General features: G+C 65.7%; 28 protein-coding genes. 15 read left to right on the top strand and 13 right to left on the bottom strand.

Annotated features, from left to right (window positions below; translation table 11 throughout):
* The first annotated feature begins 1 nt into the window (after nt 1).
* The gene (locus ACIGKQ_RS08055) at nt 2–187 is read left to right on the top strand and encodes a type Z 30S ribosomal protein S14 (RefSeq protein WP_160900647.1); all 186 of its coding nucleotides are present in this window, start codon (nt 2–4) and stop codon (nt 185–187) included.
* Nucleotides 188–293: 106 nt separating this feature from the next.
* Here the strand turns inward: ACIGKQ_RS08055 and ACIGKQ_RS08050 are convergent, their stop codons facing one another.
* The 5 genes from ACIGKQ_RS08050 to ACIGKQ_RS08030 form a co-directional block, all read right to left on the bottom strand.
* A complete protein-coding gene (locus ACIGKQ_RS08050) occupies nt 294–896 on the bottom strand; it encodes a DUF4262 domain-containing protein (RefSeq protein ID WP_396573076.1) in 603 nt (200 codons plus the stop codon).
* A 104-nt stretch (nt 897–1,000) separates the two neighbouring features.
* Complete coding sequence (locus ACIGKQ_RS08045; RefSeq protein WP_396573074.1) at nt 1,001–4,237, bottom strand: helicase HerA domain-containing protein; 3,237 nt, start codon at nt 4,235–4,237, stop codon at nt 1,001–1,003.
* Nucleotides 4,237–4,899 (bottom strand): MarR family transcriptional regulator, encoded by a 663-nt coding sequence (locus ACIGKQ_RS08040; RefSeq protein ID WP_396573072.1) that lies wholly within the window; start codon nt 4,897–4,899, stop codon nt 4,237–4,239. Before ACIGKQ_RS08040 ends, ACIGKQ_RS08045 begins: the two co-directional genes overlap by 1 nt.
* 325 nt (nt 4,900–5,224) lie before the next feature.
* Nucleotides 5,225–5,554, bottom strand: coding sequence for a LuxR family transcriptional regulator (locus ACIGKQ_RS08035; RefSeq protein ID WP_396573070.1), 330 nt, complete (start codon nt 5,552–5,554; stop codon nt 5,225–5,227).
* 4 nt (nt 5,555–5,558) lie between these two features.
* The gene (locus ACIGKQ_RS08030; protein WP_396573068.1) at nt 5,559–6,734 is read right to left on the bottom strand and encodes a PQQ-dependent sugar dehydrogenase; all 1,176 of its coding nucleotides are present in this window, start codon (nt 6,732–6,734) and stop codon (nt 5,559–5,561) included.
* 241 nt (nt 6,735–6,975) lie between these two features.
* Here ACIGKQ_RS08030 and ACIGKQ_RS08025 point away from each other — a divergent pair, with 241 nt between their 5' ends.
* From ACIGKQ_RS08025 to ACIGKQ_RS07975, 11 genes are all read left to right on the top strand, one after another.
* Nucleotides 6,976–7,653, top strand: coding sequence for a hypothetical protein (locus ACIGKQ_RS08025; RefSeq protein WP_396573067.1), 678 nt, complete (start codon nt 6,976–6,978; stop codon nt 7,651–7,653).
* 451 nt (nt 7,654–8,104) lie between these two features.
* The gene (gene rpsH / locus ACIGKQ_RS08020) at nt 8,105–8,503 is read left to right on the top strand and encodes a 30S ribosomal protein S8 (protein ID WP_235724978.1); all 399 of its coding nucleotides are present in this window, start codon (nt 8,105–8,107) and stop codon (nt 8,501–8,503) included.
* Nucleotides 8,504–8,515: 12 nt separating this feature from the next.
* Nucleotides 8,516–9,052, top strand: coding sequence for a 50S ribosomal protein L6 (gene rplF, locus ACIGKQ_RS08015; RefSeq protein WP_235724979.1), 537 nt, complete (start codon nt 8,516–8,518; stop codon nt 9,050–9,052).
* A 3-nt stretch (nt 9,053–9,055) separates the two neighbouring features.
* Entirely contained in the window at nt 9,056–9,460 is a 405-nt protein-coding gene (gene rplR, locus ACIGKQ_RS08010; RefSeq protein ID WP_235724980.1) for a 50S ribosomal protein L18, read from the top strand.
* A 46-nt stretch (nt 9,461–9,506) separates the two neighbouring features.
* Nucleotides 9,507–10,160: a 30S ribosomal protein S5 gene (rpsE, locus tag ACIGKQ_RS08005; protein WP_235724981.1), complete on the top strand. Its 654-nt coding sequence runs from the start codon at nt 9,507–9,509 to the stop codon at nt 10,158–10,160.
* A gap of 5 nt (nt 10,161–10,165) precedes the next feature.
* Nucleotides 10,166–10,348, top strand: coding sequence for a 50S ribosomal protein L30 (gene rpmD / locus ACIGKQ_RS08000; RefSeq protein WP_187589711.1), 183 nt, complete (start codon nt 10,166–10,168; stop codon nt 10,346–10,348).
* On the top strand, nt 10,348–10,788 hold the full coding sequence (rplO, locus tag ACIGKQ_RS07995; protein ID WP_235724982.1) for a 50S ribosomal protein L15: 441 nt from the start codon (nt 10,348–10,350) through the stop codon (nt 10,786–10,788). The genes rpmD and rplO overlap by 1 nt, the downstream gene beginning before the upstream one ends.
* A 215-nt stretch (nt 10,789–11,003) precedes the next feature.
* A complete protein-coding gene (gene secY / locus ACIGKQ_RS07990) occupies nt 11,004–12,329 on the top strand; it encodes a preprotein translocase subunit SecY (RefSeq protein ID WP_235724983.1) in 1,326 nt (441 codons plus the stop codon).
* Nucleotides 12,326–12,880, top strand: a complete 555-nt coding sequence (locus ACIGKQ_RS07985) for an adenylate kinase (RefSeq protein ID WP_328712867.1) — start codon at nt 12,326–12,328, stop codon at nt 12,878–12,880. The genes secY and ACIGKQ_RS07985 overlap by 4 nt, the downstream gene beginning before the upstream one ends.
* Nucleotides 12,881–12,911: 31 nt before the next feature.
* Complete coding sequence (map, locus tag ACIGKQ_RS07980) at nt 12,912–13,706, top strand: type I methionyl aminopeptidase (protein WP_235724985.1); 795 nt, start codon at nt 12,912–12,914, stop codon at nt 13,704–13,706.
* Nucleotides 13,707–13,852: 146 nt separating this feature from the next.
* Complete coding sequence (locus tag ACIGKQ_RS07975; RefSeq protein ID WP_396573100.1) at nt 13,853–15,922, top strand: bifunctional lysylphosphatidylglycerol flippase/synthetase MprF; 2,070 nt, start codon at nt 13,853–13,855, stop codon at nt 15,920–15,922.
* Between the two features lie 381 nt (nt 15,923–16,303).
* Here the strand turns inward: ACIGKQ_RS07975 and gdhA are convergent, their stop codons facing one another.
* Nucleotides 16,304–17,653, bottom strand: a complete 1,350-nt coding sequence (gdhA, locus tag ACIGKQ_RS07970; RefSeq protein ID WP_396573062.1) for an NADP-specific glutamate dehydrogenase — start codon at nt 17,651–17,653, stop codon at nt 16,304–16,306.
* 142 nt (nt 17,654–17,795) lie between these two features.
* On the opposite strand from gdhA, the gene ACIGKQ_RS07965 reads away from it, so the two are divergent.
* Complete coding sequence (locus ACIGKQ_RS07965) at nt 17,796–18,059, top strand: hypothetical protein (protein WP_396573061.1); 264 nt, start codon at nt 17,796–17,798, stop codon at nt 18,057–18,059.
* 438 nt (nt 18,060–18,497) lie between these two features.
* Here ACIGKQ_RS07965 and ACIGKQ_RS07960 read toward each other — a convergent pair whose 3' ends face one another.
* Together ACIGKQ_RS07960 and ACIGKQ_RS07955 are read right to left on the bottom strand one after the other, a co-directional pair.
* On the bottom strand, nt 18,498–18,992 hold the full coding sequence (locus tag ACIGKQ_RS07960; protein ID WP_235724987.1) for a GreA/GreB family elongation factor: 495 nt from the start codon (nt 18,990–18,992) through the stop codon (nt 18,498–18,500).
* Between the two features lie 45 nt (nt 18,993–19,037).
* Complete coding sequence (locus ACIGKQ_RS07955) at nt 19,038–19,496, bottom strand: hypothetical protein (RefSeq protein ID WP_396573058.1); 459 nt, start codon at nt 19,494–19,496, stop codon at nt 19,038–19,040.
* A gap of 106 nt (nt 19,497–19,602) precedes the next feature.
* Here ACIGKQ_RS07955 and ACIGKQ_RS07950 point away from each other — a divergent pair, with 106 nt between their 5' ends.
* Nucleotides 19,603–19,836: a hypothetical protein gene (locus tag ACIGKQ_RS07950; protein WP_235724989.1), complete on the top strand. Its 234-nt coding sequence runs from the start codon at nt 19,603–19,605 to the stop codon at nt 19,834–19,836.
* A 409-nt stretch (nt 19,837–20,245) separates the two neighbouring features.
* Here the strand turns inward: ACIGKQ_RS07950 and ACIGKQ_RS07945 are convergent, their stop codons facing one another.
* The 3 genes from ACIGKQ_RS07945 to dtd form a co-directional block, all read right to left on the bottom strand.
* Entirely contained in the window at nt 20,246–20,635 is a 390-nt protein-coding gene (locus tag ACIGKQ_RS07945) for an AIM24 family protein (protein WP_328712874.1), read from the bottom strand.
* A 122-nt stretch (nt 20,636–20,757) separates the two neighbouring features.
* Nucleotides 20,758–21,612: a formate dehydrogenase accessory sulfurtransferase FdhD gene (gene fdhD / locus ACIGKQ_RS07940; RefSeq protein WP_396573055.1), complete on the bottom strand. Its 855-nt coding sequence runs from the start codon at nt 21,610–21,612 to the stop codon at nt 20,758–20,760.
* A gap of 31 nt (nt 21,613–21,643) precedes the next feature.
* Entirely contained in the window at nt 21,644–22,090 is a 447-nt protein-coding gene (dtd, locus tag ACIGKQ_RS07935) for a D-aminoacyl-tRNA deacylase (protein WP_235724992.1), read from the bottom strand.
* 108 nt (nt 22,091–22,198) lie between these two features.
* Here dtd and ACIGKQ_RS07930 point away from each other — a divergent pair, with 108 nt between their 5' ends.
* Nucleotides 22,199–22,717: a flavodoxin domain-containing protein gene (locus tag ACIGKQ_RS07930; RefSeq protein ID WP_266061536.1), complete on the top strand. Its 519-nt coding sequence runs from the start codon at nt 22,199–22,201 to the stop codon at nt 22,715–22,717.
* Here ACIGKQ_RS07930 and ACIGKQ_RS07925 read toward each other — a convergent pair.
* Nucleotides 22,698–23,426 (bottom strand): SIMPL domain-containing protein, encoded by a 729-nt coding sequence (locus tag ACIGKQ_RS07925; RefSeq protein ID WP_266061537.1) that lies wholly within the window; start codon nt 23,424–23,426, stop codon nt 22,698–22,700. The two genes, ACIGKQ_RS07930 and ACIGKQ_RS07925, sit on opposite strands and share 20 nt — an antisense overlap.
* Entirely contained in the window at nt 23,423–23,809 is a 387-nt protein-coding gene (locus tag ACIGKQ_RS07920) for a phage holin family protein (protein ID WP_235724995.1), read from the bottom strand. The genes ACIGKQ_RS07925 and ACIGKQ_RS07920 overlap by 4 nt, the downstream gene beginning before the upstream one ends.
* Nucleotides 23,810–23,897 lie beyond the last annotated feature (88 nt).

The following is a 23,897-nucleotide window of genomic DNA, read 5'->3' as shown; positions in this document are numbered from 1 at the left end:
CATGGCAAAGAAGGCTCTGGTCAACAAGGCCAACAAGAAGCCCAAGTTCGCCGTGCGGGCCTACACCCGGTGCAACAAGTGCGGTCGTCCGCACTCGGTGTTCCGCAAGTTCGGTCTGTGCCGCGTGTGCCTGCGCGACATGGCGCACGCCGGCGAGCTCCCGGGCGTGCAGAAGTCCAGCTGGTAACTCCCGATCCGGTAGTACCAACCGGCGCTACACGCCGGTAACTACTACGGATTCGAAGGGTTTGGCGATCGGCCCCACCTCCACGACGGAGGTGGGGCCGATCGTGCTACCCGGCAGTGGGTTTCCGTCGCCGGCGTTCCTTCCGGTTGGGACCGTAGCTGCGCGAGATGACTCGCGGTCCGGTGATCGGGACCGCTGGATCGGACAGAACGCCCTTCACCGGTTGATGCTCCGGCTCGAGCGCGTACTCCTCATCCCAAGGGAAGTGACCCCAGTCGTCGGGCCAGATCACCTGCAGGGCGGGCGCGTCGGGGAACAGGACGTTGCTCACGCACATGTCGTCCTTGTCGATGAGTTCGACGAGGCGTAACGGCACATCCAGTGCGGCGACACAGATCTCGGTGCCGGCCTGCACGAGTTCGGTCCAGTCGCACCGATGCAGCAGGTCCCCGAGTTCGTTGATCACCGCGCCGGAGGTCGCGGCGTCTAGGCCGTAGACGATCAGCTCGGGGATCGAATGCAGCGTCAGGCCGGTGGAATAGGCGAAGGCGCAGTCGGGTACCTCGCAGTCCTCCGCGCACTCGGCGCACAACTCCGAGACCGCGGTCACCGACCACCCGTGTGCTCGAATGCGATGGATCGTGTCCTGGACGAGCGGCTCGGGATGCCATCGCGGCAACCCCCGGATCGCGGCGGCGTGGTCGGACATGTTCGCTCCTTTGTTCGAAGGTGCGGTCCAGTAGACCAGGCGGGTCCGACAGGTTCATCCGGCTCCAAGCGGCCGAAGGAGACGAGCGATCGGCGCAGCGCGGATCAGCTTGCCGATCGCTGCGCGATCCCAACCACCTCGTCCTCGGTGGGCGGACTCGGCGGGTGATGACTCAAGCAGAGCGGGGTCGTCACCTTGGTGAACCCGGCGCCCTCGCGCGCGACGTAGAACACGCCGGTGCTCAGGCGGCCGACGTCGCCGATCGAACTGCCCTTCGCGCGGGCGATCTCCTGTGCGGTCGCGATCTGCACAGGTGCGTTGAGCATGCCGAAGAACTGCGTGGCGGAATTGCCGGGGATCTTGGCGTTGAGACCCTTGGGTGCCTGCGTCGCGAACACCAGGCCGAGTCCGTACTTGCGTGCCTGCGACACCAACGCCAACGTGCTCTGCAGGCAGGCGGTGCCACGGTCGGCGGGCGCATAGTTCTGCGCTTCGTCCATCACGAAGAGTCCGCCGAGCGGCCGCCCCTCGGCTGGGTGCTTCTTGATCCACGCGAACAGCGCCATCTGCAGTTCGTTGACGAAGTTCTGTCTCTTGTCATCGCTGGCCAATGCCGAGAGGTTGATCACCGAGACGCGGGCGCGATACCCGGGAGACGGCGTGAGCAAAACCGCGGGGTCCGCGGGCGCTCCGGTGCCGCCGAAGAGCGGGTCGTATGCGCGTGCGGCCTTGAGGTTCTCGGCCATCTCGGCGGCATAGCGGCGCGCCTCCCGCAGTCCGCTGACGTCGTCGGGCAGGTCCGTCAGCAGATCGATGAACTCGACGATCCCGCCGGACTGCCGTCGACCGAAATAGCGCAGAGAGTCCATCAACACGGCCCGTGACTGCGTGGCCTTGGCGGTCTTGCCGCCGACCATCGCCCGGGGGATGAGTCCGGCCGTCGCCGCTTCCACGGCCGCCTCGAACTCGTCCGCGTCGTCGGCGACCTCACTCAGATCCGGGAGCGGGCGAAAGCTCAACGGACGGCCCGACGAACGGCCCGGGGTGAACACGGCGACCTCGGTCCCGGCGATGTAGTCGGCGGCCTTGTCGCGTTCCGCGTCGTCGGCCCACGTGCGCTCGTCGTGCGGCCATGCCGAGCCGAGCCGTGACAGATCGTTGTTCACGTCCAACACGATCGACGAGACACCCTGCAGCGCACATTCTTCGACGATCCGTCGGATCAGGACGGTCTTGCCGGAACCGGACCCGGCGAAGATCGCGGTGTGTTTGCGCAGGGCCTCGAGCGCGATGGTGACCGGACGTCCGGACCCGACCTCTGCACCCATGGTGATCTTCCCGGCGTCGGCATCGCCACTGATGATCGGCGCGGGTGGCCGTGCGGCGGCGCCGAGCACGACACTCGTGGCCGACTCACTGAGCGCGGACACCGCGTAACGGTCGCCGCTGCGATCGGGCGTGACGGCGGAGCGGCCCCGTGGCCGTTCGTGTCGTGCCGGCCGGTCGGTCCGGACGAGGTCGTCGACCGTTGCGGCAGGCGGGACGGCGCGCGCGGCGGGCTCGAGGATCTTCGCGATGAAACCGACTCGCGCGGCGGGGTTTCGGCGGGCGGTCCATTCGCTGAGAAATTCCGAACGCTCCGAACGTATCCGCGCGAGTGCGGTGAGGACCGTGATGTCGTCGTCGGTCCAGGCGACGACCCGTCCACCCCGCTGGTGGAGTTCGGTGACCATCTCCGCGGTCTTGGCCCCCGACGGCCAGGGGCCGCGGCGGAGGATGACCAGGGTGCGTGCGGCGCTGCCGAGTGACAGCCCGGCGGCGGTCGTCGCGTTGGCGAGACGGGCCTGCACCGAGCGTGGGTGCGTGGCCGAGACGGCCCGGAAGCTCCACGATTCCTCGGCATCGGTCTCGGGATCGAGAATCCGCGTGATCCGTCCGTGGAGCACGGCTTTGGGACTGGGCTTGGGGTCCTGGCGGAAGGCGTCACCGGTGTCGCCGAGTGCCTCGATCCAGGAGGCGAACCCGGCCTGCAACAGAGCCGGCACGGTCTGATCCTCCGACTCCGGCGTCAGGGCGAGGGAGGGATCGGCCGCCGCGAGCAGCTCCGCGAAGCGCTGATCGAGTTGTGCCAGTTCCGGTTTCTCGTCGTCGGTGGGTACCGGCTCGACCGGCGTGTCGGTTGTCAACGACGCCATCTCGCGGAAGGCGTCGGCGCGCAGGCATGCCCCGATGTGACGGTCGACGGTCCGCATCAGTTCCCGCGGGGTGAAGTCGACGGACGCCGACAGTGCGGCGTCCGAGACCGGCCAGGTGGGATACGGCGCGATGAAGTCCGCCTCGGCGAAGCACGGCGCGAACCGCTTGGCCAGCAACGCCCGACCGAAGTCGGCAGATGGCGGACGCTGCAGTCGTGGTGGCTGGCGGAACCGGTCCATCGCCGACGCCATGACATTGGCCTCGAGATACTCCCACGCTGCGGTGATGGAGGAGACCACGGCGGCCGTCCGGCTCATCGTCTCGCGGATCGACATGAGCCCGTGAGCCACCTTCTCGACCGAGTTCTCGTCGTGGCGGTTCTCAGATTTGGCGGCTTCGATCAGGGTGTCGATCTGGTCGATCGCGACGACCGTCGCATTGTCGAAAGCGATGATGCGCGAGATGTTCTCGACGATTTCCTGGTAGCCCAGGCGAGCATTGCGGATTCCCCACTCCGCGAGTTCCTCGCCGTCGTCGACGTCGAGGTGCAGGAACGCCTCGCCGAGGTCCTTGGTGGCGAAGTCGTCGGCCTCGGTCAGCACCAGTGCCCGCAGGATGTGTTGGGACCGCCGGCGGTGACGCGAGTGCATGGTGTAAACGGCGGTCACGTAGCGGTCCAGGATGACCGGGGTCACCGACGTCTGGCCGGTCACCGCCGCCAGGTCGTCGGGGTCGACACCGGTGGCCGTGCCGAGTCGGTCGAGCAGCTGGGCGAGTTGAGAGCGGTGCGTCGGGGTCGGCCGGCTGAGGTCCTCCAACATGGCAACCAACACCGAACGCCAGAAGTCCTCACCATCGAGCAGCTTCACCAGGAAGAAGTACCCGCCTGCCGCCTGGACCCGTTCGCGCACCTGACCGAGTAGGTGCGTCTTCCCGGCGCCTGCGGGACCCCGCACGGCGACACCGAGCGGGCTCGTCGCCTTGCTGCGCTGCGCGTCGACGAAGGCGCGCATGATGTCGTCCACGGTGGACTCGTGCAGGCCGGGGACATGCAAGGGAGCCTGGGCGCCCCAGACGTCGTCCGGGGTGGCGGCCCAGTCGAGACGTATCGATTCCAAGGCCCGCCGGGTGCGTTCATCCATCATCACAGCTCCTCGATGGCAAAGAGATGACACTCCTGGGTGCCGACGACCACCGCGGCGCTGCGGTCGGCTCGACTGAGCAGTGCCCGGTCTTCTTGCGGAATCAAACTCACCCCCGGACTGCGCTGGAGGTTCACCAGTGCCTCGTCGACGGTCTCGGCGGCCTCATCGGACAGCGCTGCCCGTAACGACGCCACCGCCACCCAAGCGCCCGGACGTGGCGCGAGATCGTGGTACGCCGATCGGATTCGGGTCTCGATGCCCACCGTCGCGGATAGGTCGGACCCGGACGGCTCGGTCGTGGGCTGTTCGGTGCTGGGCTGTGCGGCCGGACGGAACACCTCGTGCAGCCGCAGATCTTCGGTATCCAGGTAGCGGCCGAGGGCAGTCATGATCGTGTAGAGCGCCCGGATCGGAGGTTGCGAACCCGTCGGGGGTGGCTCGACGAGTTCGCGTGCACACCAGGCCCATCCGCGGTCGGTCAGGCTATGGATGAAGCTGTTGCGCGGGCCTTTCACCGACTCGATGAGCCCCAGGTCGTTTAGGGTCTCGCGACTCTTCCTGGTCAGTTCGGGGGCGCACCGTCTCAGTTCCGGGTTGGGCACGTCGCGGGCCAGGGACATGAGCACGAACAACACCGCACTCTGCGACGGTGTCAGCGACACGTGTTCCAACGTCAGTGATTCCTTCCGAACCCGCAATCAGGTGCTACCAACCGTCGAACACCGGCGGTGGTCCTACGAAACCGGTGGTATAGCCCAGTGGTGTGTAGCGCAGTGGTGTGTATCGCGGTGGTGTGTTTGCTGGGGCGCTGTCGTCATCGCTGAGCAATATATCGGTTGCCACCCAGCGCGGCTGAGGTGAGCCGAACGCGGGGCCGTGTGCGCCGCGGCCGACGTCGTGTCCGCTGGTGAACTCGTTGGTGCGGGGAGTGAACTCTGCCTCGGCGCCGACGTGAACTCGCGGGTGCCGACGACCCAGGGATGTGTGTCAGCTGGTCGCCACGGTGAGCAGGACGGCCGAATCCTGTTGTGCCACCAGGCCGTGGCGTTCGTCCGGGATGGCCAACAGATCGCCGTCGACGCCCTCCCATTTCTCGGTTGCGGTGCGCAGCGTGACGTGTCCACGCAAGATCTGCAGACTCGCCTCTCCCGGGCTCTCGTGATCGGCCATCCGGTTCCCGGCAACAAGGGCGATGACCGTCTGGCGCAGGCGATGATCGGCACTGCCGTAGAGGGTCTGGGCAGCCCGGCCGCTGCTGGCGGAATGCGCGGTGGTGAGCAGTCGGTCGACGAGTTCGGGCAGGCGGGTGGCATCCATACCGTCAACTTTCGCACCGTCTCCGGTCGGGAGCGACCCTTCTCGTCGAAATCGCCGAAGGCAGGACGCCTGGCCGGTCGACGCACACCGTGACGCGCAGGATGCGGTCATCGCCGGGTGCGGACGCTCCACGCCCGTCGGTGTTGCTCGTGCTGACCCACAGCGATCCGTCCGGGGCCGCGGCCACGGCCCGCAACCGGCCGTATGTGTCGTCGAACAGTGCCTGCGGTTCGCCGACATCGGTGCCAGCCCCGAGCGGTATCTGCCACAGCCGGCGCCCACGCAACGCCGCCATGTACGCCTGGCCGCCGATGATCGCGAGACCCGCCGGCGAGGCCTGGTCGGTGGACCAGGTGGTCATCGGTGCGATGAAGCGGGGATCGTCGGATTCGCCCTCGAACTGCGGCCACCCGTAATTGCCGCCGCGTTCGATGAGGTTGAGTTCATCGCGTCGGTCCTGACCGAATTCGCTGGCCCACAACCGCCCGGCGCCGTCGAACGCCAGGCCCTCGTTGTTGCGATGTCCCATCGACCACACCTCGTTGCCGAAGGGGTTATTCGGAGCCGGACGGCCGTCGTCGTCGACGCGCAGGATCTTGCCGTTCAACGCGTTGACATCCTGGGCGACCTCGGGCTGGGTCGCGTCGCCGACCGCGACATAGAGGAAGCCCTCGGGCCCACGAACGACGGCGCCGCCGTGATGGTTGAACGCGGTGTCGAGGCCGGTGATCAGCGGCCTCGGGTTCCAGACCCGTTCGCCGTCGAACTCCATCCGCACCAACCGGTTGTCACGTTCGGTGGTGTAGTACACGAACACCGTGTCCTCGTCGGTGCCGAGCGCGATGCCTTGCAGGCCTCCCTCGCCGCGGGGTGCGGCGTCGGAGATGTCCCCGACCGTGCGGACGTCACCGTCGGGGGAGATCCGCACGATCGTGGCGTCGTCTCGCTGGGTCACCAGGGCCGAACCGTCAGCTGAGAAGGTGATTGCCCACGGCACGTTGAGGCCCTCGGCGACCGTTGCGGTCACCGTGGGTGACGCGGCGTCGGTCGTGGGTGGTGCATCGGACGTGAGGTCGGAGTCGGACGACGGCGACGTGATGGGCTCGACGTCGGCGCAGGAAGCGACGAAGCCGGCCACGCCCGCCAGCGCTCCGGCGGTCAAGAACTGTCGGCGGTCCATGATATCGATGGTGCCCGAATTGTCGGAAGCGTGCCCGCCCCGAATCTGCCGAACCGCATCCGGTCGGCCACGCAGGTCGTCTCGCAACACGCAGGTCCGCTCCGAAGGCGCGGCTCGTCGACCGCTCGCGCGACCCGAGCCGACCCGCGCGACCCGAGCCGACTCCGCGCGATCCGAGTCCACCCGCGCGACGATCATCCGCCTCCGGCCGGTCCGACACCGACCGGCTAACGTCGCCAACATGGCGGCGAAGACGATCGCGGCGATCTGGGACGACGACCCGACATCGGCTCTGCTGTCCGGCGGATTTCGGGATGCCTGTGCCGCGGCCGGCGCACAGCGGCTCCAGGTGAACATCAGCGACGCCGCGGTGGCCGGGGCGATGCGGATCAGCGAATTCGACCCACCGATCGATGCGGTGGTGAGCATCTGGGCCGATGATCCGACCGACGTTCTCGACCTGCTCGATGTACGGGTGGGCGCAATGGCCGCCTGGCAGGTCGATGAACGCACCCCGCTGCACCCCGCGCTGCCGGCCGACGGCTCCCGGATCGACGCGCTGGCCAACGTCGCCTTCCTGCGGCGACCGGTCGACCTGCCGCGTGCCGACTGGCTGCGCATCTGGCTCGACGATCACACCCGCGTGGCGATCGAGACCCAGGCGACCTTCGGCTATGTCCAGAACATCGTCGAACGGGCGCTCACCCGGGACGCCCCGGTCGTCGACGCCATCGTCGAGGAGCTGTTCGCAATGGCCGCGGTGTCCGACGTCCACGCGTTCTATGGCAGCGGGGGAGATCAGGGAGAACTCGAACGTCGCATGACGCGGATGCTGGAGAGTGTTGCGCGGTTCGGTGCGCACCAGAATCTGGATGTGGTGCCGACGTCGCGGTACGACTTCGAGGTCGGGCCGCGGTGATCTCGATACGCTCGCTCGCCCGGGGGGCTCGCGGGCTACTCGATCACCGGTGGGGGCCGCGCGCCCGGGGGCTCGCGGGCTACTCGACTACCGGTGGGGGCCGCGCGCCGGTGGAGTACCCACCTGCTGGTTGAGTAGCGCCGCGCGAGCTTGCGAGCCGGCGCGTATCGAAACCCGGTGACCCGAGCCCGCGACGCCCGCCCCGTGAGGAACGTCCCGCAACGATTTGGGTCTGGCCAGCCAATTCTCTACACTTGAACGGTTGCCTGCCCGTGGCGGGCTGCTCACCATAACTGAACAGTCGCCGGTGCTGGTGAAAAGCCAGGGGCATCGGCGGCAAGAACCTTATGCACAACTATCCACTTCGTGGAAGGCCCACCGCAGGTCAGGGATCATTTTCCCGCGTCCGGCGCTGTATGGGAACCGCTACGAGAAAGGTTGACGGTCAACCATGACCATGACTGACCCGATCGCAGACTTCTTGACACGTCTGCGTAACGCCAACTCGGCGTTCCACGACGAGGTGACCCTGCCGTCGTCGAAGATCAAGGTGAACATCGCCGAGATCCTCAAGCGCGAGGGCTACATCACCGAGTACCGCACCGAAGATGCGGAGATCGGCAAGAACCTCGTCGTCACCCTGAAGTACGGCCCCAGCCGTGAGCGCAGCATCGCCGGTCTGCGTCGCGTGTCCAAGCCGGGCCTGCGGGTGTATGCAAAGTCCACCAACCTGCCCAAGGTGCTGGGCGGCCTCGGCGTGGCCATCATCTCCACGTCGTCGGGCCTGCTCACCGACCGCCAGGCAGCGAACCAGGGCGTGGGCGGCGAAGTCCTCGCCTACGTCTGGTAGGGGAGTCCTCACATGTCGCGTATTGGAAAGAGCCCCATCGAGATCCCTGCCGGCGTCGACGTCACCATCGACGGGCAGGACGTGCGGGTGAAGGGCCCCAAGGGTGAGCTGAGCGTCACTCTGTCGGAGCCGATCACCGTCGCCAAGGAAGACAACACGATCGTTGTCACCCGGCCGAACGACGAGCGTCGCAACCGTTCCCTGCACGGCCTGAGCCGCACGCTGGTGAACAACCTCGTCGTCGGCGTCACGCAGGGCTACACCACGAAGATGGAGATCTTCGGTGTCGGCTACCGCGTGCAGGCCAAGGGCAGTGACCTCGAGTTCGCCCTGGGCTACAGCCATCCCGTTCCGATCGAGGCTCCCGAAGGCATCTCCTTCGCCGTGGAATCACCCACGAAGTTCTCGATCTCGGGTATCGACAAGCAGCAAGTCGGCCAGATCTCGGCGAACATCCGCCGCCTGCGTCGTCCGGACCCCTACAAGGGCAAGGGCATTCGCTACGAGGGTGAGCAGATCCGTCGCAAGGTCGGAAAGACGGGTAAGTAAGCCATGAGTGATACAGCAACCAAAACTGTTCGCAAGCCCCTGGGCAAGGACGTGTCGACGCGTCGTCGCACCGCGACCGCCAACCGGCACTTCCGTCTGCGCAAGAAGGTCAGCGGCACCCCCGAGCGTCCGCGTCTGTCGGTCAAGCGCAGCTCGCGCCACATCCACGTGCAGCTGATCGACGACCTGGCCGGCAAGACCCTGGCCGCGGCGTCGTCCATCGAGGCCGACGTTCGCGCCGCCGGTGGCGACAAGTCCGCGCAGGCCCGCAAGGTCGGCGAACTGATCGCCGCCCGTGCCAAGGCAGCTGGCGTCGAGACCGTCGTGTTCGACCGTGGTGGCAAGGAGTACCACGGCCGGATCGCCGCACTCGCCGACGCCGCCCGCGAGGGAGGGCTGACCTTCTGATGACCATCTACACCAGCTACACCACCATGACCGGAGGGAACCTCTGATGCCCGGACGTCAGCGTGACGGCGGAAACGGACCCGCCGGAAACGACAACAACGCCGCCACCGGCGGCAACAACGACCAGCGCGGCGAGCGTCGCGGCCGTGGTCGTCGCGACGACCGCGGCGGCCGTGATCGCGAGGATCGCAACCAGCTCGAGCGCGTGGTCGCCATCAACCGTGTCTCGAAGGTGGTGAAGGGTGGCCGTCGCTTCTCCTTCACCGCACTCGTGGTGGTCGGCGACGGCCAGGGCATGGTCGGTGTCGGCTACGGCAAGGCCAAGGAAGTCCCGGCCGCGATCCAGAAGGGCGTCGAAGAGGCTCGCAAGAACTTCTTCCGCGTGCCGCTGATCGGCGGCACGGTGACCCACCCGGTGCAGGGTGAGGCCGCCGCCGGTGTCGTGATGCTCCGTCCGGCCAGCCCCGGTACCGGTGTGATCGCCGGTGGCGCGGTGCGTGCCGTGCTGGAGTGCGCGGGCGTGCACGACGTGCTCGCCAAGAGCCTCGGCAGCGACAACGCGATCAACGTGGTCCACGCCACCGTTGCCGCGCTGAAGATGTTGCAGCGGCCGGAGGAGGTCGCCGCGCGTCGTGGTCTGCCGATCGAAGATGTCGCACCCGCGGGCATGCTGCGGGCGCGCGCGGGCCAGGGAGCGTGAGAGTGATGGCAGAGCTGAAGATCACCCAGATCAAGGGCACCATCGGTACCAAACAGAACCAGCGTGACAGCCTGCGGACCCTCGGACTGAAGGGCATCCGCAAGTCGGTCACCCGCGAGGACACCCCGATCAACCGCGGCCTCATCAACGTGGTTCGGCACCTCGTGACAGTCGAAGAGGTCAAGTAATGACAATCAAGCTCCATCACCTTCGCCCCGCTCCGGGCGCGAAGACCGAGAAGACCCGTGTGGGTCGCGGTGAGGGGTCCAAGGGTAAGACCGCAGGCCGCGGCACCAAGGGAACCAAGGCGCGTAAGAACGTGCCCGCCGCCTTCGAGGGTGGCCAGATGCCGATCCACATGCGGTTGCCGAAGCTCAAGGGCTTCAAGAACAACAACCGGGTCGAGTACCAGGTCGTCAACGTGGGCGATATCGCACGGCTGTTCCCGCAGGGCGGCTCCATCGGTGTCGACGAGCTCGTCGCCGCCGGTGCGGTTCGTAAGAACCAGCTCGTCAAGGTGCTCGGCGACGGGGACCTCGGCGTGAAGGTCGACGTCACCGCCAACAAGTTCACGGCTTCGGCCAAGGAGAAGATCGCGGCTGCCGGCGGCAGCGCGACCGAACTCTGAGTCGTCACCGCTGACCGACGGACGGCTTCACGGACTTCCGTGCAGCCGTCCGTCGTGTCACGTCGGACAAGCCGGACACCGGGCCGTCGCGCTGACGAGCGCCGATGACGTGACTGTTAGAGTTCAAGCGTTGTCTTGACGCTTCGATCAACGTCGATTGCCGAGCACGTGGGGGATGCGAGTCCTCGTCGCGTGGTCGTTCCTAGGAGGAGTTAGTGCTTTCCCCCCTCGTCGCGGCCTTTAGGACGCCCGATCTGAGGAAGAAGATCCTCTTCGTCATCGGCATCATCGTGCTGTACCGGTTGGGAGCGACCATCCCATCGCCCGGCGTCGATTATCAGGCCGTACGAGCGTGCCTCGATGAGGTGTCGCAGGGCGACTCGGCCAACATCTACTCGCTGATCAGCCTGTTCTCGGGCGGCGCGCTGCTGCAGCTGTCCGTGTTCGCGATCGGCATCATGCCCTACATCACCGCCAGCATCATCGTGCAGCTGCTGACGGTGGTGATCCCACGCTTCGAGCAGCTGCGCAAGGAAGGTCAGTCCGGCCAGGCCAAGATGACGCAGTACACCCGCTACCTCACGGTGGCGCTGGCCCTGCTGCAGTCCACCGGCATCGTCGCACTCGCCGATCGCGGACAGCTACTGGCCGACTGTTCAGTCGGCGACCAGATCATTAACGACCAGTCGATCTTCGGTCTGGCCATCATCGTGCTGGTGATGACTGCCGGCGCCTGTGTGGTCATGTGGTTCGGCGAGCTCATCACCGAGCGCGGTGTCGGCAACGGCATGTCGCTGCTGATCTTCGCCGGTATTGCCGCCCGAATCCCGGCCGAGGGCAAAAACATCCTGGACACCCGTGGGGGACTGGTGTTCGGCCTGGTCTGCGTTGCGGCGCTGCTCATCGTCGCCGGCGTGGTGTTCATCGAGCAGGGCCAGCGCCGCATCCCGGTGCAGTACGCCAAACGCATGGTGGGCCGCAAGATGTACGGCGGATCGTCGACGTATCTGCCGCTGAAGGTCAACCAGGCCGGCGTCATCCCGGTGATCTTCGCCTCATCGCTGCTGTATCTTCCGCAGCTCATCTTGCAGCTGACCCAGGATCCCGCGGGCGAACAGTCCACCTGGCAGCGCTACATCAGCGAGTACCTCACCGACCCGGGGAGCTGGGTCTACATCGTCGTGTACTTCCTGATGATCATCTTCTTCACGTACTTCTACGTCGCCGTCACCTTTAATCCGGAGGAGCGCGCCGAGGACATGAAGAAGTACGGCGGCTTCATCCCGGGAATCCGTCCGGGCCAGCCGACCGCCGACTACCTGGGCTATGTGTTGAGCCGCATCACACTGCCGGGGTCGATTTACCTGGGTATCATCGCCGTACTGCCCAACCTGTTCCTCGAGATCGGTAACAGCGGTGGTGTGCAGAACTTGCCATTTGGGGGCACGGCCGTGTTGATCATGGTCGGTGTGGGTCTGGACACGATGAAGCAAGTCAACAGTCAATTGATGCAACGTAAGTACGAAGGATTCCTCAAGTGAGACTCGTCATTCTCGGCCCCCCCGGCGCCGGCAAGGGTACCCAGGCGGAACTGCTGTCCGAGGCGATCGGCATCCCGCACATCTCCACCGGTGACCTGTTCCGTGCCAACATCTCCCAGGGAACCGCGGTCGGCATCGAGGCCAAGCGCTATCTCGATGCCGGTGACCTGGTGCCCTCGGAGATCACGGTCGACATGGTGCGTGCCCGGGTGGGCGAGCCCGATGCCGCCAAGGGATTCATCCTCGACGGATTCCCGCGCTCGACCGAGCAGGCCGACGCACTCAAAGACATTCTCGCCAAGCTCGACACCGGCCTCGATGCCGTGCTGTCGTTCGTCGTCGACACCGACGTCGTGGTGGAGCGGATGATGGCCCGTGGCCGCGCCGACGACACCGAAGAGGTGATCCGCAACCGGATGGCGGTCTACACCAAGGAGACCGCACCGTTGCTCGAGTACTACGGCGACGAGGTCAAGACCATCGACGCCGTCGGCGACGTGCAGGACGTCCACCAGCGTGTGCTCAGCGCGCTGGGTGCGGGCGTGTCCTGATCGGCACCACGGCACCGTAGCCCATCTGCTCATGGCTTTTCGTAAACCCAAACCTGTGCCGTTCCGGACGCCCGGTGAGGTCGACGCCATGGCGGCGGCCGGCGCGGTCGTCGGCGCCGCCCTCGTTGCGGTGCGCGCGGCCGCGACGGTCGGGGCCACCACCCTGGATCTCGACGAGGTCGCCGAGTCGGTGATCCGGGATGCCGGGGCGATCCCGTCCTTCAAGGGCTACCACGGCTTTCCCGGATCGATCTGCAGCTCGGTCAACGAGGTAGTGGTCCACGGCATCCCGTCGACGGATGTGGTCCTCGCCGAAGGCGACCTGGTGTCCATCGACTGCGGCGCCATTCTCGATGGTTGGCATGGTGACTCGGCATGGACGTTCGGGGTGGGGGAGCTCTCCACCGCGGATGCGGAACTGTCCGAGGCCACGCGTCTGTCGATGGAGGCCGGTATCGCCGCCATGGTCGACGGCGCCCGGCTCACCGACATCTCGCATGCCATCGAACTCGGTACCCGTGCCGCCGAACAGAAGTTCGGGCGTTCCTTCGGCATCGTCGCCGGGTACGGCGGTCACGGGATCGGCCGAGAGATGCACATGGAGCCGTTCCTCGCCAATGAGGGCAAACCCAATCGCGGTCCGCGGTTGGTGATCGGTTCGACGCTGGCCATCGAGCCGATGCTCACGTTGGGTACCACCGAGACATCGGTCCTCGACGACGACTGGACCGTCGTCACCGACGACGGGTCGCGCGCAGCGCACTGGGAGCACACCGTCGTGGTGACCGGCGACGGTCCGCGGATCCTCACCACACGCCCGAACTGATCGCTCACCTGCGCCGGAACGCAGGTGAACCGGGTGATGCGTTGCTAGGCTGACCTCCAGACGAAACCTGGACCGGACGGTGGGCGATGGTCACGACCGAGGAAACCGCGGCAAACGCAGACATCGCCGGTGGTGTCCGCGCAAGGATGTCCGATGCCCGGCGAATTGTCGGCCGCGTCCCATTCACCATCGGTCTGTGGTCGCTGATCCTCATCGTCGGTGTCACCACCGGATCGTTGTGGGGGCGGGCGCCGGAGAAGAGTTGGTACTCCGATGTGGCATTCGGTCTGCCGTCGCTCGGCGATCTCCGGTGGTGGACGCTGCTGTCGTCCGGCGTGGTGGAGACGAGCCCCGGCACATATGTGGTCGCGCTGATCGCGGTGGCTGTCGGGATCGGTTGGGCGGAATGGCGTTTGGGGACCGTTCGGGTGTCGATGGTCGCCATCGGTGGTTTCGTGCTGGCCGAGCTGATCTGCGCGATTGCGTTGTGGCTGTTGACCCGTGGTGGGCTGTCCTGGGGATGGGCCGAGCAACTGGCCGACACACGGACCACCGGCGCCATGACGATGGTGATCTGCGCCGTCGCGGTCGCGACGGCGACCCTGCGCTCGCCGTGGCGACTTCGGCTGCGAGCGCTGCTGGCCGCGGCGGTCGCCATCACGTTTCTCTTCGAAGGGACGTTGGCGACCACGCAGTATGTGGTGGCGGTCGTGGTGACGCTCTCGATCGGTGAGAAATGGTTCAGCACTGACGAACACGGGTTCTTCGCCCGGACCCGACGAGAGGTCCGACTGCTCGCCTGCATTGGTGTGCTGGTCATCGCGGCCGCGAGTCTGGTGGTGTGGATGTTCCCCACCGACGGCCCATTCGGGCCGACCGACGCCGCCGACGACGACTCCCTGTGGTCCATCCTGATCGGCGTCGTCATCAACGTGCTCATCGCCGATCAACTCCGGCGCGGCCGCCGGTGGGCGTGGTGGGTTGCCGTGGTGGTGGGTTCGCTCACCGTCAGTATCACCGTCCTGGTCCTGGTGCTGCTCGCCGTGACGAGGGATTTCGACTCCGAGGGCTCCGTGACCATGGGGACGTCACTGCTGTGGGCCGTGGAGTTGGCCATCCTGATCCCCGGGCGGTTCGCCTTCCGGGTGCCGTGGCGGGTCAAGTACGACGGGCCTGCCGGCGACGATCCGGTCGCCGCCGTCAAGGACCTGGTGCGCGAGCACGGTGGCGGCACCATGTCGTGGATGATCACCTGGCCCGGAAACGATTACCTGTTCTCCGCGAACGGGTCCGGTGTGGTGGCGTATCAGAGCCACATGGGCACCCTGCTGGCATTGGCCGATCCCGTGTGTGATGACGACGAGCTGCTGCCGACCGTGCAGGGTTTCATCGATCTTGCGGAGCGGAGCGGGAAGACGCCCTGCTGGTTCTCGGTCGGTGCGGACACCGCCCGTGCGGCAGAGGAACTGGGCTGGCGCAGCGTGCAGATCGCCGAGGACACGATCGTCGACCTGACCGACCTCGCGTTCACCGGCAAGAAGTGGCAGCACGTGCGGTCGGCGCTGAACAAGGCCAAAAAGCAGTCGATCTCATGCCGGGTGACGGATCTGTCCGCCGAACCGTTCTCCATCAAAGCGCAGGTCCGGGCCATCTCCGAGGAATGGGTGGGGGACAAGGGGCTGCCGGAAATGGGTTTCACGCTCGGCAGCGTCGACGAGGCGATGGATCCCGAGGTGCGGGTGGCGCTGGCGCTCGACGACGAGGGCAGTGTGCACGGTGTGCTGTCGTGGCTGCCGGTCTACGCCCCCGGTGGCGAGGTCCACGGATGGACCCTCGACATCATGCGTCGACGGACCGACGGCTTCGGGCCGGTCATCGAGTATCTGATCGCGTCGTCTGCGGTGATCTTCTCTGGCGAAGGGGCACAGTTCATTTCCTTGTCCGGCGCACCGTTGGCGCACAGTGAGGACGCGCCGGAGCCCGAGCGGATGGATCGGGTGCTGGACAGTCTCGGTGCGGCGATGGAACCGTTCTACGGCTTTCGATCGCTACATGTCTTCAAGAAGAAGTTCAATCCACGCTATGAGGCGGTGTACCTCGCCTATCGCGACGAGGCCGACCTTCCGCGTATCGGCGTGGCGATCAGCAGGGCGTATCTTCCCGATGCGACTCCGCGTCAGCTGGTGCGGTTGGCGGCCTCGCGCGGCGGCGACTGATGGTGCCTCGTCGCTGCGAATGGGCTGCAACCCAGATTGTCCTGCGCAGGTCGAGAACCTTGCCATCGTTGATGACACCTGGCCGCCAGGGGCGCCGTCGTCACCTCCCTGGCCAACGACCTCAATCCACGCACGATCGCCGACGGGTACTCCGCGATCATCGAGAACGTCTATTCGGATCGAGAGTCATCCCCGATATGTTGGTCGATCCATCGCAGGACCGCGGGGTCGGTACTGCGTAGCCGAGTCATCTCTTCGCCCGCGTCACAGGTTCGCAGTGACACGACCGCTTCGTCGTGCCGTAGCGACAGAATCTCGACGACGCCACCTGAGTCGTGCCATCGACGTATGGACGATAGGGCATCCTCGTCGGTCATCGTCTCAGATCACACCCAGCGAGAGCATCGCGTCGGCCACATGGGTAAAAGACGCAATGTTGGCGCCCAGGACGTAGTCGCCCGGAACGCCGTACTCATCGGCGGTGGCCAGACAGGTGTGATGGATCGCGCTCATGATGTCGGAGAGACGATCCTCGGTGTGCTCGAAGCTCCAGGAATCGCGAGAAGCGTTCTGCTGCATCTCGAGTGCGCTCGTGGCGACGCCCCCCGCGTTGGCGGCTTTTCCGGGGGCGAACCGCACGCCCGCGCGAGCGAAAGCGCGAATCGCATCGGGCGTGCACGGCATGTTCGCGCCTTCGGCCACGATCTGGCAACCATTGTCGATCAGCGCCTGTGCGCCGTCGGCATCGAGTTCGTTCTGGGTGGCGCAGGGGATCGCGATGTCAGCGGGCACGTCCCAGATGGACCCGGAGGTGACCGAGCGGGCGCTCTCGCCGCGATGCTCCACATAGTCGGAGATGCGTCCGCGCTCGACTTCCTTCACCTGCTTCAACGCGGCGAGGTCGATCCCTTTGTCGTCGATGACATAGCCATTGGAGTCCGAACATGCCACGACGTGTCCACCGAGCTGCTGCACCTTCTCGATCGCATGAAGTGCCACGTTGCCGGAGCCGGATACCACGACCCGTCGGTCTTCGAACTGCGCTCCCGACGCGGCCAACATCTCTTGGACGAAGTAGACGACGCCGTAGCCCGTCGCCTCGGTACGCACCTGGGAGCCGCCCCATGCAAGCCCCTTGCCGGTGAGCACTCCCGACTCATAGCGGTTGGTGATCCGCTTGTACTGACCGAAGAGATATCCGATTTCTCGGCCGCCTACGCCGGTGTCCCCGGCCGGTACATCGGTGTACTCGCCGATGTGCCGGTAGAGCTCGGTCATGAAGGACTGGCAGAAACGCATCACCTCACCGTCCGAGCGCCCCTTGGGGTCGAAATCGGCGCCCCCCTTGCCGCCGCCGATGGGCAGACCGGTCAGAGCGTTCTTGAAGATCTGCTCGAAGCCGAGGAACTTCACGACGCCCAGGTACACAGTGGGGTGAAAGCGGAGGCCACCCTTGTATGGTCCGAGCGCAGAATTGAACTCCACGCGAAACCCGCGGTTGATCTGGACTCTCCCGTCGTCGTCCACCCACGGAACGCGGAAGATGATCTGACGTTCCGGTTCGCAGAGCCGCTTGATGATGCCGGCATCTGCGTAGTGCGGATGCTGTGCCAACACCAGCCCGAGGCTGTCGAAGACCTCGTGCACCGCCTGGTGGAACTCTGCCTCGCCCGGATTGCGGGCGACGACCTCGTCGTAGAGATCGCTGATCTTTCCGTCGAGTCTCGTCACGTCTGCGCGACCTCCTGTCAAAATCTGTCTGTCGTCGCCTTCCTACGCGATGTGGTGAGGCGACAGCTCCTCGCGAGCCTATCGGTCGACAGAATCCCAGACGACATGACCATCGTCACGCACCCGGGCGCCGGTGCGGGGTGTGATCGACCAGTCGACCGTCGGGCATGCGCAGACGTTCACGACGGTGGACTTACCGGCTGTGCTCGCCGACTACCACCGACCTCATCCAGGGGTAAAGATCGAGTTCGTCGAGTCCATCTCCGTGCTTGTGATGCAGAACCTGCTCCGAGGTATACGGCACCACCTCGACAGCAGATCCAGCCCACGATCCACCGACACCGACGCGCCGTCGATCATGATTGCGGACATCGATTCAACTCTGCCGCCATTGATCTCCGCGTGATACGTGATCGCCCGGGCGAGCTCTTCGGTGAACTCGAGACGCTCCCGCCTCGAGCGGCCCCGTCCGTCTGACATGACGAGCAGTCGACACGATTCCGCCGCGGCCGCGACATCGCCGGCAGTGGTCACCATTCGAGATCGATGGCGGAACATAGTGATTCGTTTCCGCCAGCTCGACGGCAGGAGAGTTGATGACGCAGCGGGAACCGGACAGACGATCACCACCTGCTCGCCGGCAGGCAGTGTATCGGTCCTACGCGGGTCCCCGAGTGAGAACATGTGCACGCCAGGCTCCGACGTGGTTTCGGGCGAATCGCGGCGTGCGCCGTCCTCGGTGAGGGCCCCGAGTACCACGGTTGCCGGCTGGCAACTCGCGGTGATCACAGTGAGCGCGATCTCGCTCGCCGGGTGATTCAGAAACCTTGGACGGCGCGCACGTTCAGCTTGGTTGAACACACTCCAGGATGGTGATGGTACTGACCGTGCCGTTGGGAAGGCGGTACGAATGTCGCTCGCCCACAGAAGATCCCAAAACAGCCTGCCCCAGCGGGGAGTCGGGTGAGCAGGTCTCGACACCGACGAACGGCTCTTGGGTCGGATCGCCGACATGAATACGCGCGACATCATCGACGTCGTCATCGAAGGACACTGTCACGATTGATCCCTCTTGCGCGCGGCCCGGATCGTCGGACCGGATCGACCAACCGTCGCTGGAGGACGCGAGCATTGATCGTACGCGGACGAGTTGGGCGTCGAGCATCTCGACTACGCGTACTGCGCGATGGTAGTCGTCGTTGTTTTCGAGATCGCCCACGCTGCGTAGTTCGACCATCGCCGCATGCGCCGTGATCCGCTCCTGCGAAAGTCGATTGACCTCGTCATGTAGTTCAGCGCGGGGCCGAGTCTCGGGCCACATGGTTTCCACGATTGTCACATCTCTCCTATAACTGCAACGGATTATGAATTCGAAGATTCGCGTTCAGCCGACGACCATGGGGGCCAACGTCGACAGTCCCAGGGCGGGATGGCGCAAGGCGATGTCTCGCCGTCCGCGCCGATCGGTGCTCGACACCAGCGTCAGAATCCAAGGAATGGTCTCCTCGGCCGACATCGACTGGTGTGTAGACGAATCGAGTGTCCTCAGGAGGTCGCGTGACAAGCTCTCCAACCGCGCGGCGGTGAGTCTGCCAGAACTGTCAGCGAAGGCCAGGCAGATGTCGTAGGTCGACGGACATGGTTCTTCGCGGCTCGAATTGGCCTGAGTCCACTGCCGCGCGAGCATCCGAGACGCCTTCTCCTCGACCACGCACGAGCGCATGGTCGGATGCGGAAACGCCTCGGCGGCTTGTTCGATTGCGGCCTCGACGAAAGCATCGCGACGAGCTCGCGACGCACACACTCGGATACGACACTCCATCACAACCGCTTTCACGGCCACTCACTCCTTTTCTGGTGCGGGTGCCATGGACACTAGCCCATAAAAAAGAAAAAGCCAGTCGCTCGTCGTGCGCGGGATGATCGGGAAATTCACTGGTAGGAAATGAATGTCGATTTTCGTATACCTGCGCCACTGCGCCTGGGCCCGCCTGGACTTTGTGGGATTCTCGGCTATGGTCTCGAGGGAGCGGATTTTATCCGCGATCACTTTCGGCATTGAGGTAACGATGGCGGAGAAGAAGACCAGTTCCAAGCAAAAACGTCTGGCACTGAAAGCGCAGCGTCAACGTAAGCGCGCCGAGGTGGGCGCAGTCGCCATTCGCAAACGCAAGAGTGGTTGATGGCGGACCTGACGGTGGCCTCGGCGTTCTGTTCGAGACCTTGCACGAGCATTCTCGGCGGTAGCCGGCGTGCGGTACAGATCGACGGACCTGCGCGACGGCCACGAGCTGGTGTGACGCGAGGAATAGATATTCGGTAAGGCGCGTATTCTCGACTGCTTCTCGCCGTCGATGACCAGCGACCTTCGCTCCGATCCGTGCGGCATGTCGAAGCTGCGTGAACATCTGGTGACCCGCTCGGGCTTGCGCAGAGATGGGTCGGAGGCCACCTGGGGCTACTACATGGGTGTTTCGGTGGGTGATCGAGTGCGTGGTTGTCGCAGAACGGGCGTGGCACCTGCAGGAGCGTTCGATTGACCCGTGCTCTTCGACCCACGGACGGGTCGCGACCATCTCGACTATGCAGGACTCAATTGGCGCCCGACGGCACCGACGACGAGTTCTCCTTGGGCAGATAGGGCTCCAGGGCGGCGGCGAGTTTGTCCGGTGTCATCGACTGTAACCAGGGCCGGCCCGCGCTGCCGAAGACACCGACTCCGAGTTTGCGCTGCAGCCCCACCCATACCTCGATGTCGTTGGTGCTGGCCACGAAGGAGCCGCTCCGCACCATGAACTGGTCTGCCGCGGAGATCTGGAGATGCTGGATCTCGCCGGGCATACTGGCCGCGAGGGCGACAGAACCCCCGTGCGACGGCGGTGTGTCCTTCGACAGGAACAACTGTCCGCCGCCGAGCATCCGTTCGAGACCCCCGTGAAACCGTTCTCGCCGCCGGAGCCGAACGCCGGGGGACGTCACCATGTCGAACGAGGTGTGAGCCAGGCGACGTCGCCGCCCTCGGCGATGATGTGCTCGCCGGGATCGAGGGTCAGTTCGAAAACGGACATGATGGTGCAGTTGTTCTGGGTCTGCACGACCTCAGCTCAAGGGGACGATGTCACCGTCGCCCGGGTTTGCACCCGATCGGCACGCGTGTAGAGCACCATCGACTCGCCGCGGGAGAAACCGACAAGGGTGATGCCGTGTTCATCGGCCAGGTCCGCGGCCAGCGACGACGGCGCCGATACCGCCGACAACATCGGTATCCCCGCCATCGCCGCCTTCTGCACGAGCTCGAAGCTGGCGCGACCGGACACCTGAAGAATGTGCCCGCGCAAGGGAAGTCGTTGCGCGGCGGCCGCCCAACCGATCACCTTGTCCACCGCGTTGTGGCGCCCCACATCCTCACGGAGTGCCACGATGTCGCCGGATGCGGCGTCGACGAGCGCCGCCGCGTGCAGCCCACCGGTCTTGTCGAACACCGACTGCCCTGCACGTAGCCGCGTCGGAAGGTCCAGCAGGAACTCGGGCTCGACGATGAGCGGGTCGGATGCGGGATGAAAAGCAGATCGGGTGGTCACCGCGTCGATGCTGTCCTTGCCGCACACCCCACACGCACTGGTGGTGGTGAAGCTGCGTGCCAGCTCCGGTGCCGGCGGCGGCACCTCCGGAATCAGTGCGACATCGAGCACGTTGTAGGTGTTGACGCCATCGTTGTTGGCGCCGGCGCAATAGCGGGCGCCCTCGACCTGATCGCCGCGGGTGATCACCCCTTCGGACACGAGAAAGCCGAACGCCAGATCGACGTCATTGCCGGGTGTGCGCATGGTGACGACCAACGGGCGACCGTTGACGCGGATCTCGAGCGGCTCCTCGACGGCGAGCACGTCGGCGCGCGCCGATGGCGGTGCGTTACGCCGAATCCTGGTTACCCGCCGACGGGTGGTGATACGTCCCACGTGGTCAGCCTACCGATGCTCGGAGGCCTGATCAGACGTCGACGATCAATGTGACCGGCCCGTCGTTGACCAGGGAGACCTCCATGTGCGCACCGAAGCGGCCGGTGGCGACCGTCGCGCCCAGCTCGCGCAGCGTGTCGACGACCGCATCGACGAGCGGTTCGGCCACCGACCCCGGCGCGGCCCCGTTCCACGACGGCCGTCGGCCCTTCGCGGTGTTCGCATACAGCGTGAACTGACTGATCACCAGGATCGGTGCGTCGAGGTCGGCGGCCGACGCCTGTGTGTCGTCTCCGTCGAGGATGCGCAGCCGCCAGATCTTGTCCGCCAGCGTGGCGGCGTGCGCGGATGTGTCGTCGTGGGTGACTCCGACAAGTGCGACGAGGCCGTGCCGGCCGTCGGAGAGATCGAGCTCGCCGACCGTTTTGTCATCGACGGCCACCGACGCCCGACTCACCCGTTGGATCACTGCACGCATGCGCACCAGCCTGCCACGAGGCCGGCACGGCCACCCGCGCCGGTCGTGCGGCGACAGTCGGGACCTTCTGCTCTGGTCGTCGTCGGGCTGCAGGGTGACGATGGTCACATGTCGAAGGTTCTCGTGGCATATGCCAGCAAGCATCACGCTACCGCCGAGATCGCCGAGGCGATCGCCGCCGAACTGCGCACCCGTGGCCTCGACGCCGACTGCGTCGAGGCGGCGCAGGCCGGTTGTGCGGGGTATCAGGCGGTGATCCTGGGCAGTGCGGTGTACACGGGTCGTTGGCGCAAACACGCACGCGACTTCCTGGCCCACAACCACGACGTTCTGGCCACCATGCCGCTGTGGATCTTCAGTTCCGGACCGACCGGTGAGCATGCCGCCGAACAACTCGACGACGACTCGCGGTGGCTCGAACCGCACAAAGTCCTCGAACTCGCCGAGGCGGCCGGGATGCGCGGACACATGGTGTTCGCGGGCAAGGTCTCCGACGACCCGCACGGCTTCATGGAGAAATCCGTCGCCCGCAACACCCCGCAGGCCTACCGGGACGCGCGGGACTGGGACGCGATCCGGCAGTGGGCCGACGAGATCGCCGACGAACTCAGCTCAACGCGTAGGTGACCGTCACCGAGAAGGTGAGGGTCTGCTCGCCCGGTTCGATCGGGACCGGAGCAGCCGCCACGGCCGAATCACGTTGCACCGAGGTCGGTTGCTGCTGACCGCTGGTCGATTCGGTGATCGTCTGGACTTTACCCAGCGAGTCGCCGGCCAGCGACGCGTACTGCTCGGCACGGGCGCGCGCATCGTCGAAGGCCGCTTCGCGCGCCTGTTTCATCAGTTCCGAGTCGTCGTCGATGGCGAAGGCGACGTTGCTGATTCGGGTGTTGTCGCCGCCGGCGGTGGCTGCCGCGGCGAGGACATCCGAAGCCGTTCCGATGTCGCGAATGGTGACCCGGATGGTGTTGGTCGCCTGATAGCCGGTGATCTCGCCCGAGGTGCCCGGCGCGGGGTTGGTGTAGCGCGGAGACAGATTCACCTGTTGGGTCTGGATGTCGCTGCGTTCGACCCCGGCCTCGACCACCGCGTCGGTGACCTTGCGGACCTGTGCACTCGACTCGTTGAGCGCGCTCGAGACGTCGGGGCCGGTTGCCTCGACACCGATGTCGGCGCGCAATGTGTCGGGCACACCGGTCACCTCACCGCTGCCGTTGACAGTCACCGTCCGCGGGTCGCTGCCGCTGCCACCACCATCGCCGCACGCCGTGAGAAACAGCAGCGCGACGACCCCGACGACGGCCGCGGCGGCCCGCAGCGGGCGCGGCCGGTTCACACCGACTCCTTCATCAACAGCCCGAGCATCCACCCGACGATCGAGATCACGATCGCCCCGAAGATCGCCGACCAGAAGAAACTGTCGACCTCGAGACCCCAGTGGGTGGTGTTGCGGGTGATCCAGGCGGTGATCTCCAGCATGAATGCGTTGATCACCACATGGATGAGGCCGAGCGTCAGGATGTAGAGCGGGATCGACAGAATCTGCACGATCGGTTTGATGAAGGCGTTGACGACACCGAAGATCAACGCCACGACCACGACGATGCCGAACTGTTGCCAACCCGTCGAACCCCCGACGAAGTCCAGGCCCGGCACGATCAGGGTCGCGATCCACAGGGCGAACCCGGTGAACGCCGAACGAATCAAGAAGGCGGACATGGCAGACAGTGTGCCAGGCCGGCCACATCATCCGCGCGGTTGCCACGCATCCGCGCATGTCTCGACAAGCGCGGATGCATGGCAGGTG

It is taken from the genome of Gordonia sp. NPDC062954 (assembly GCF_044543825.1).
GTDB classification, from domain to species: domain Bacteria; phylum Actinomycetota; class Actinomycetes; order Mycobacteriales; family Mycobacteriaceae; genus Gordonia; species Gordonia tangerina.
Note: the sequence above shows the minus strand (reverse complement) of the source record. Positions and strands in the feature narration are given on the sequence as shown.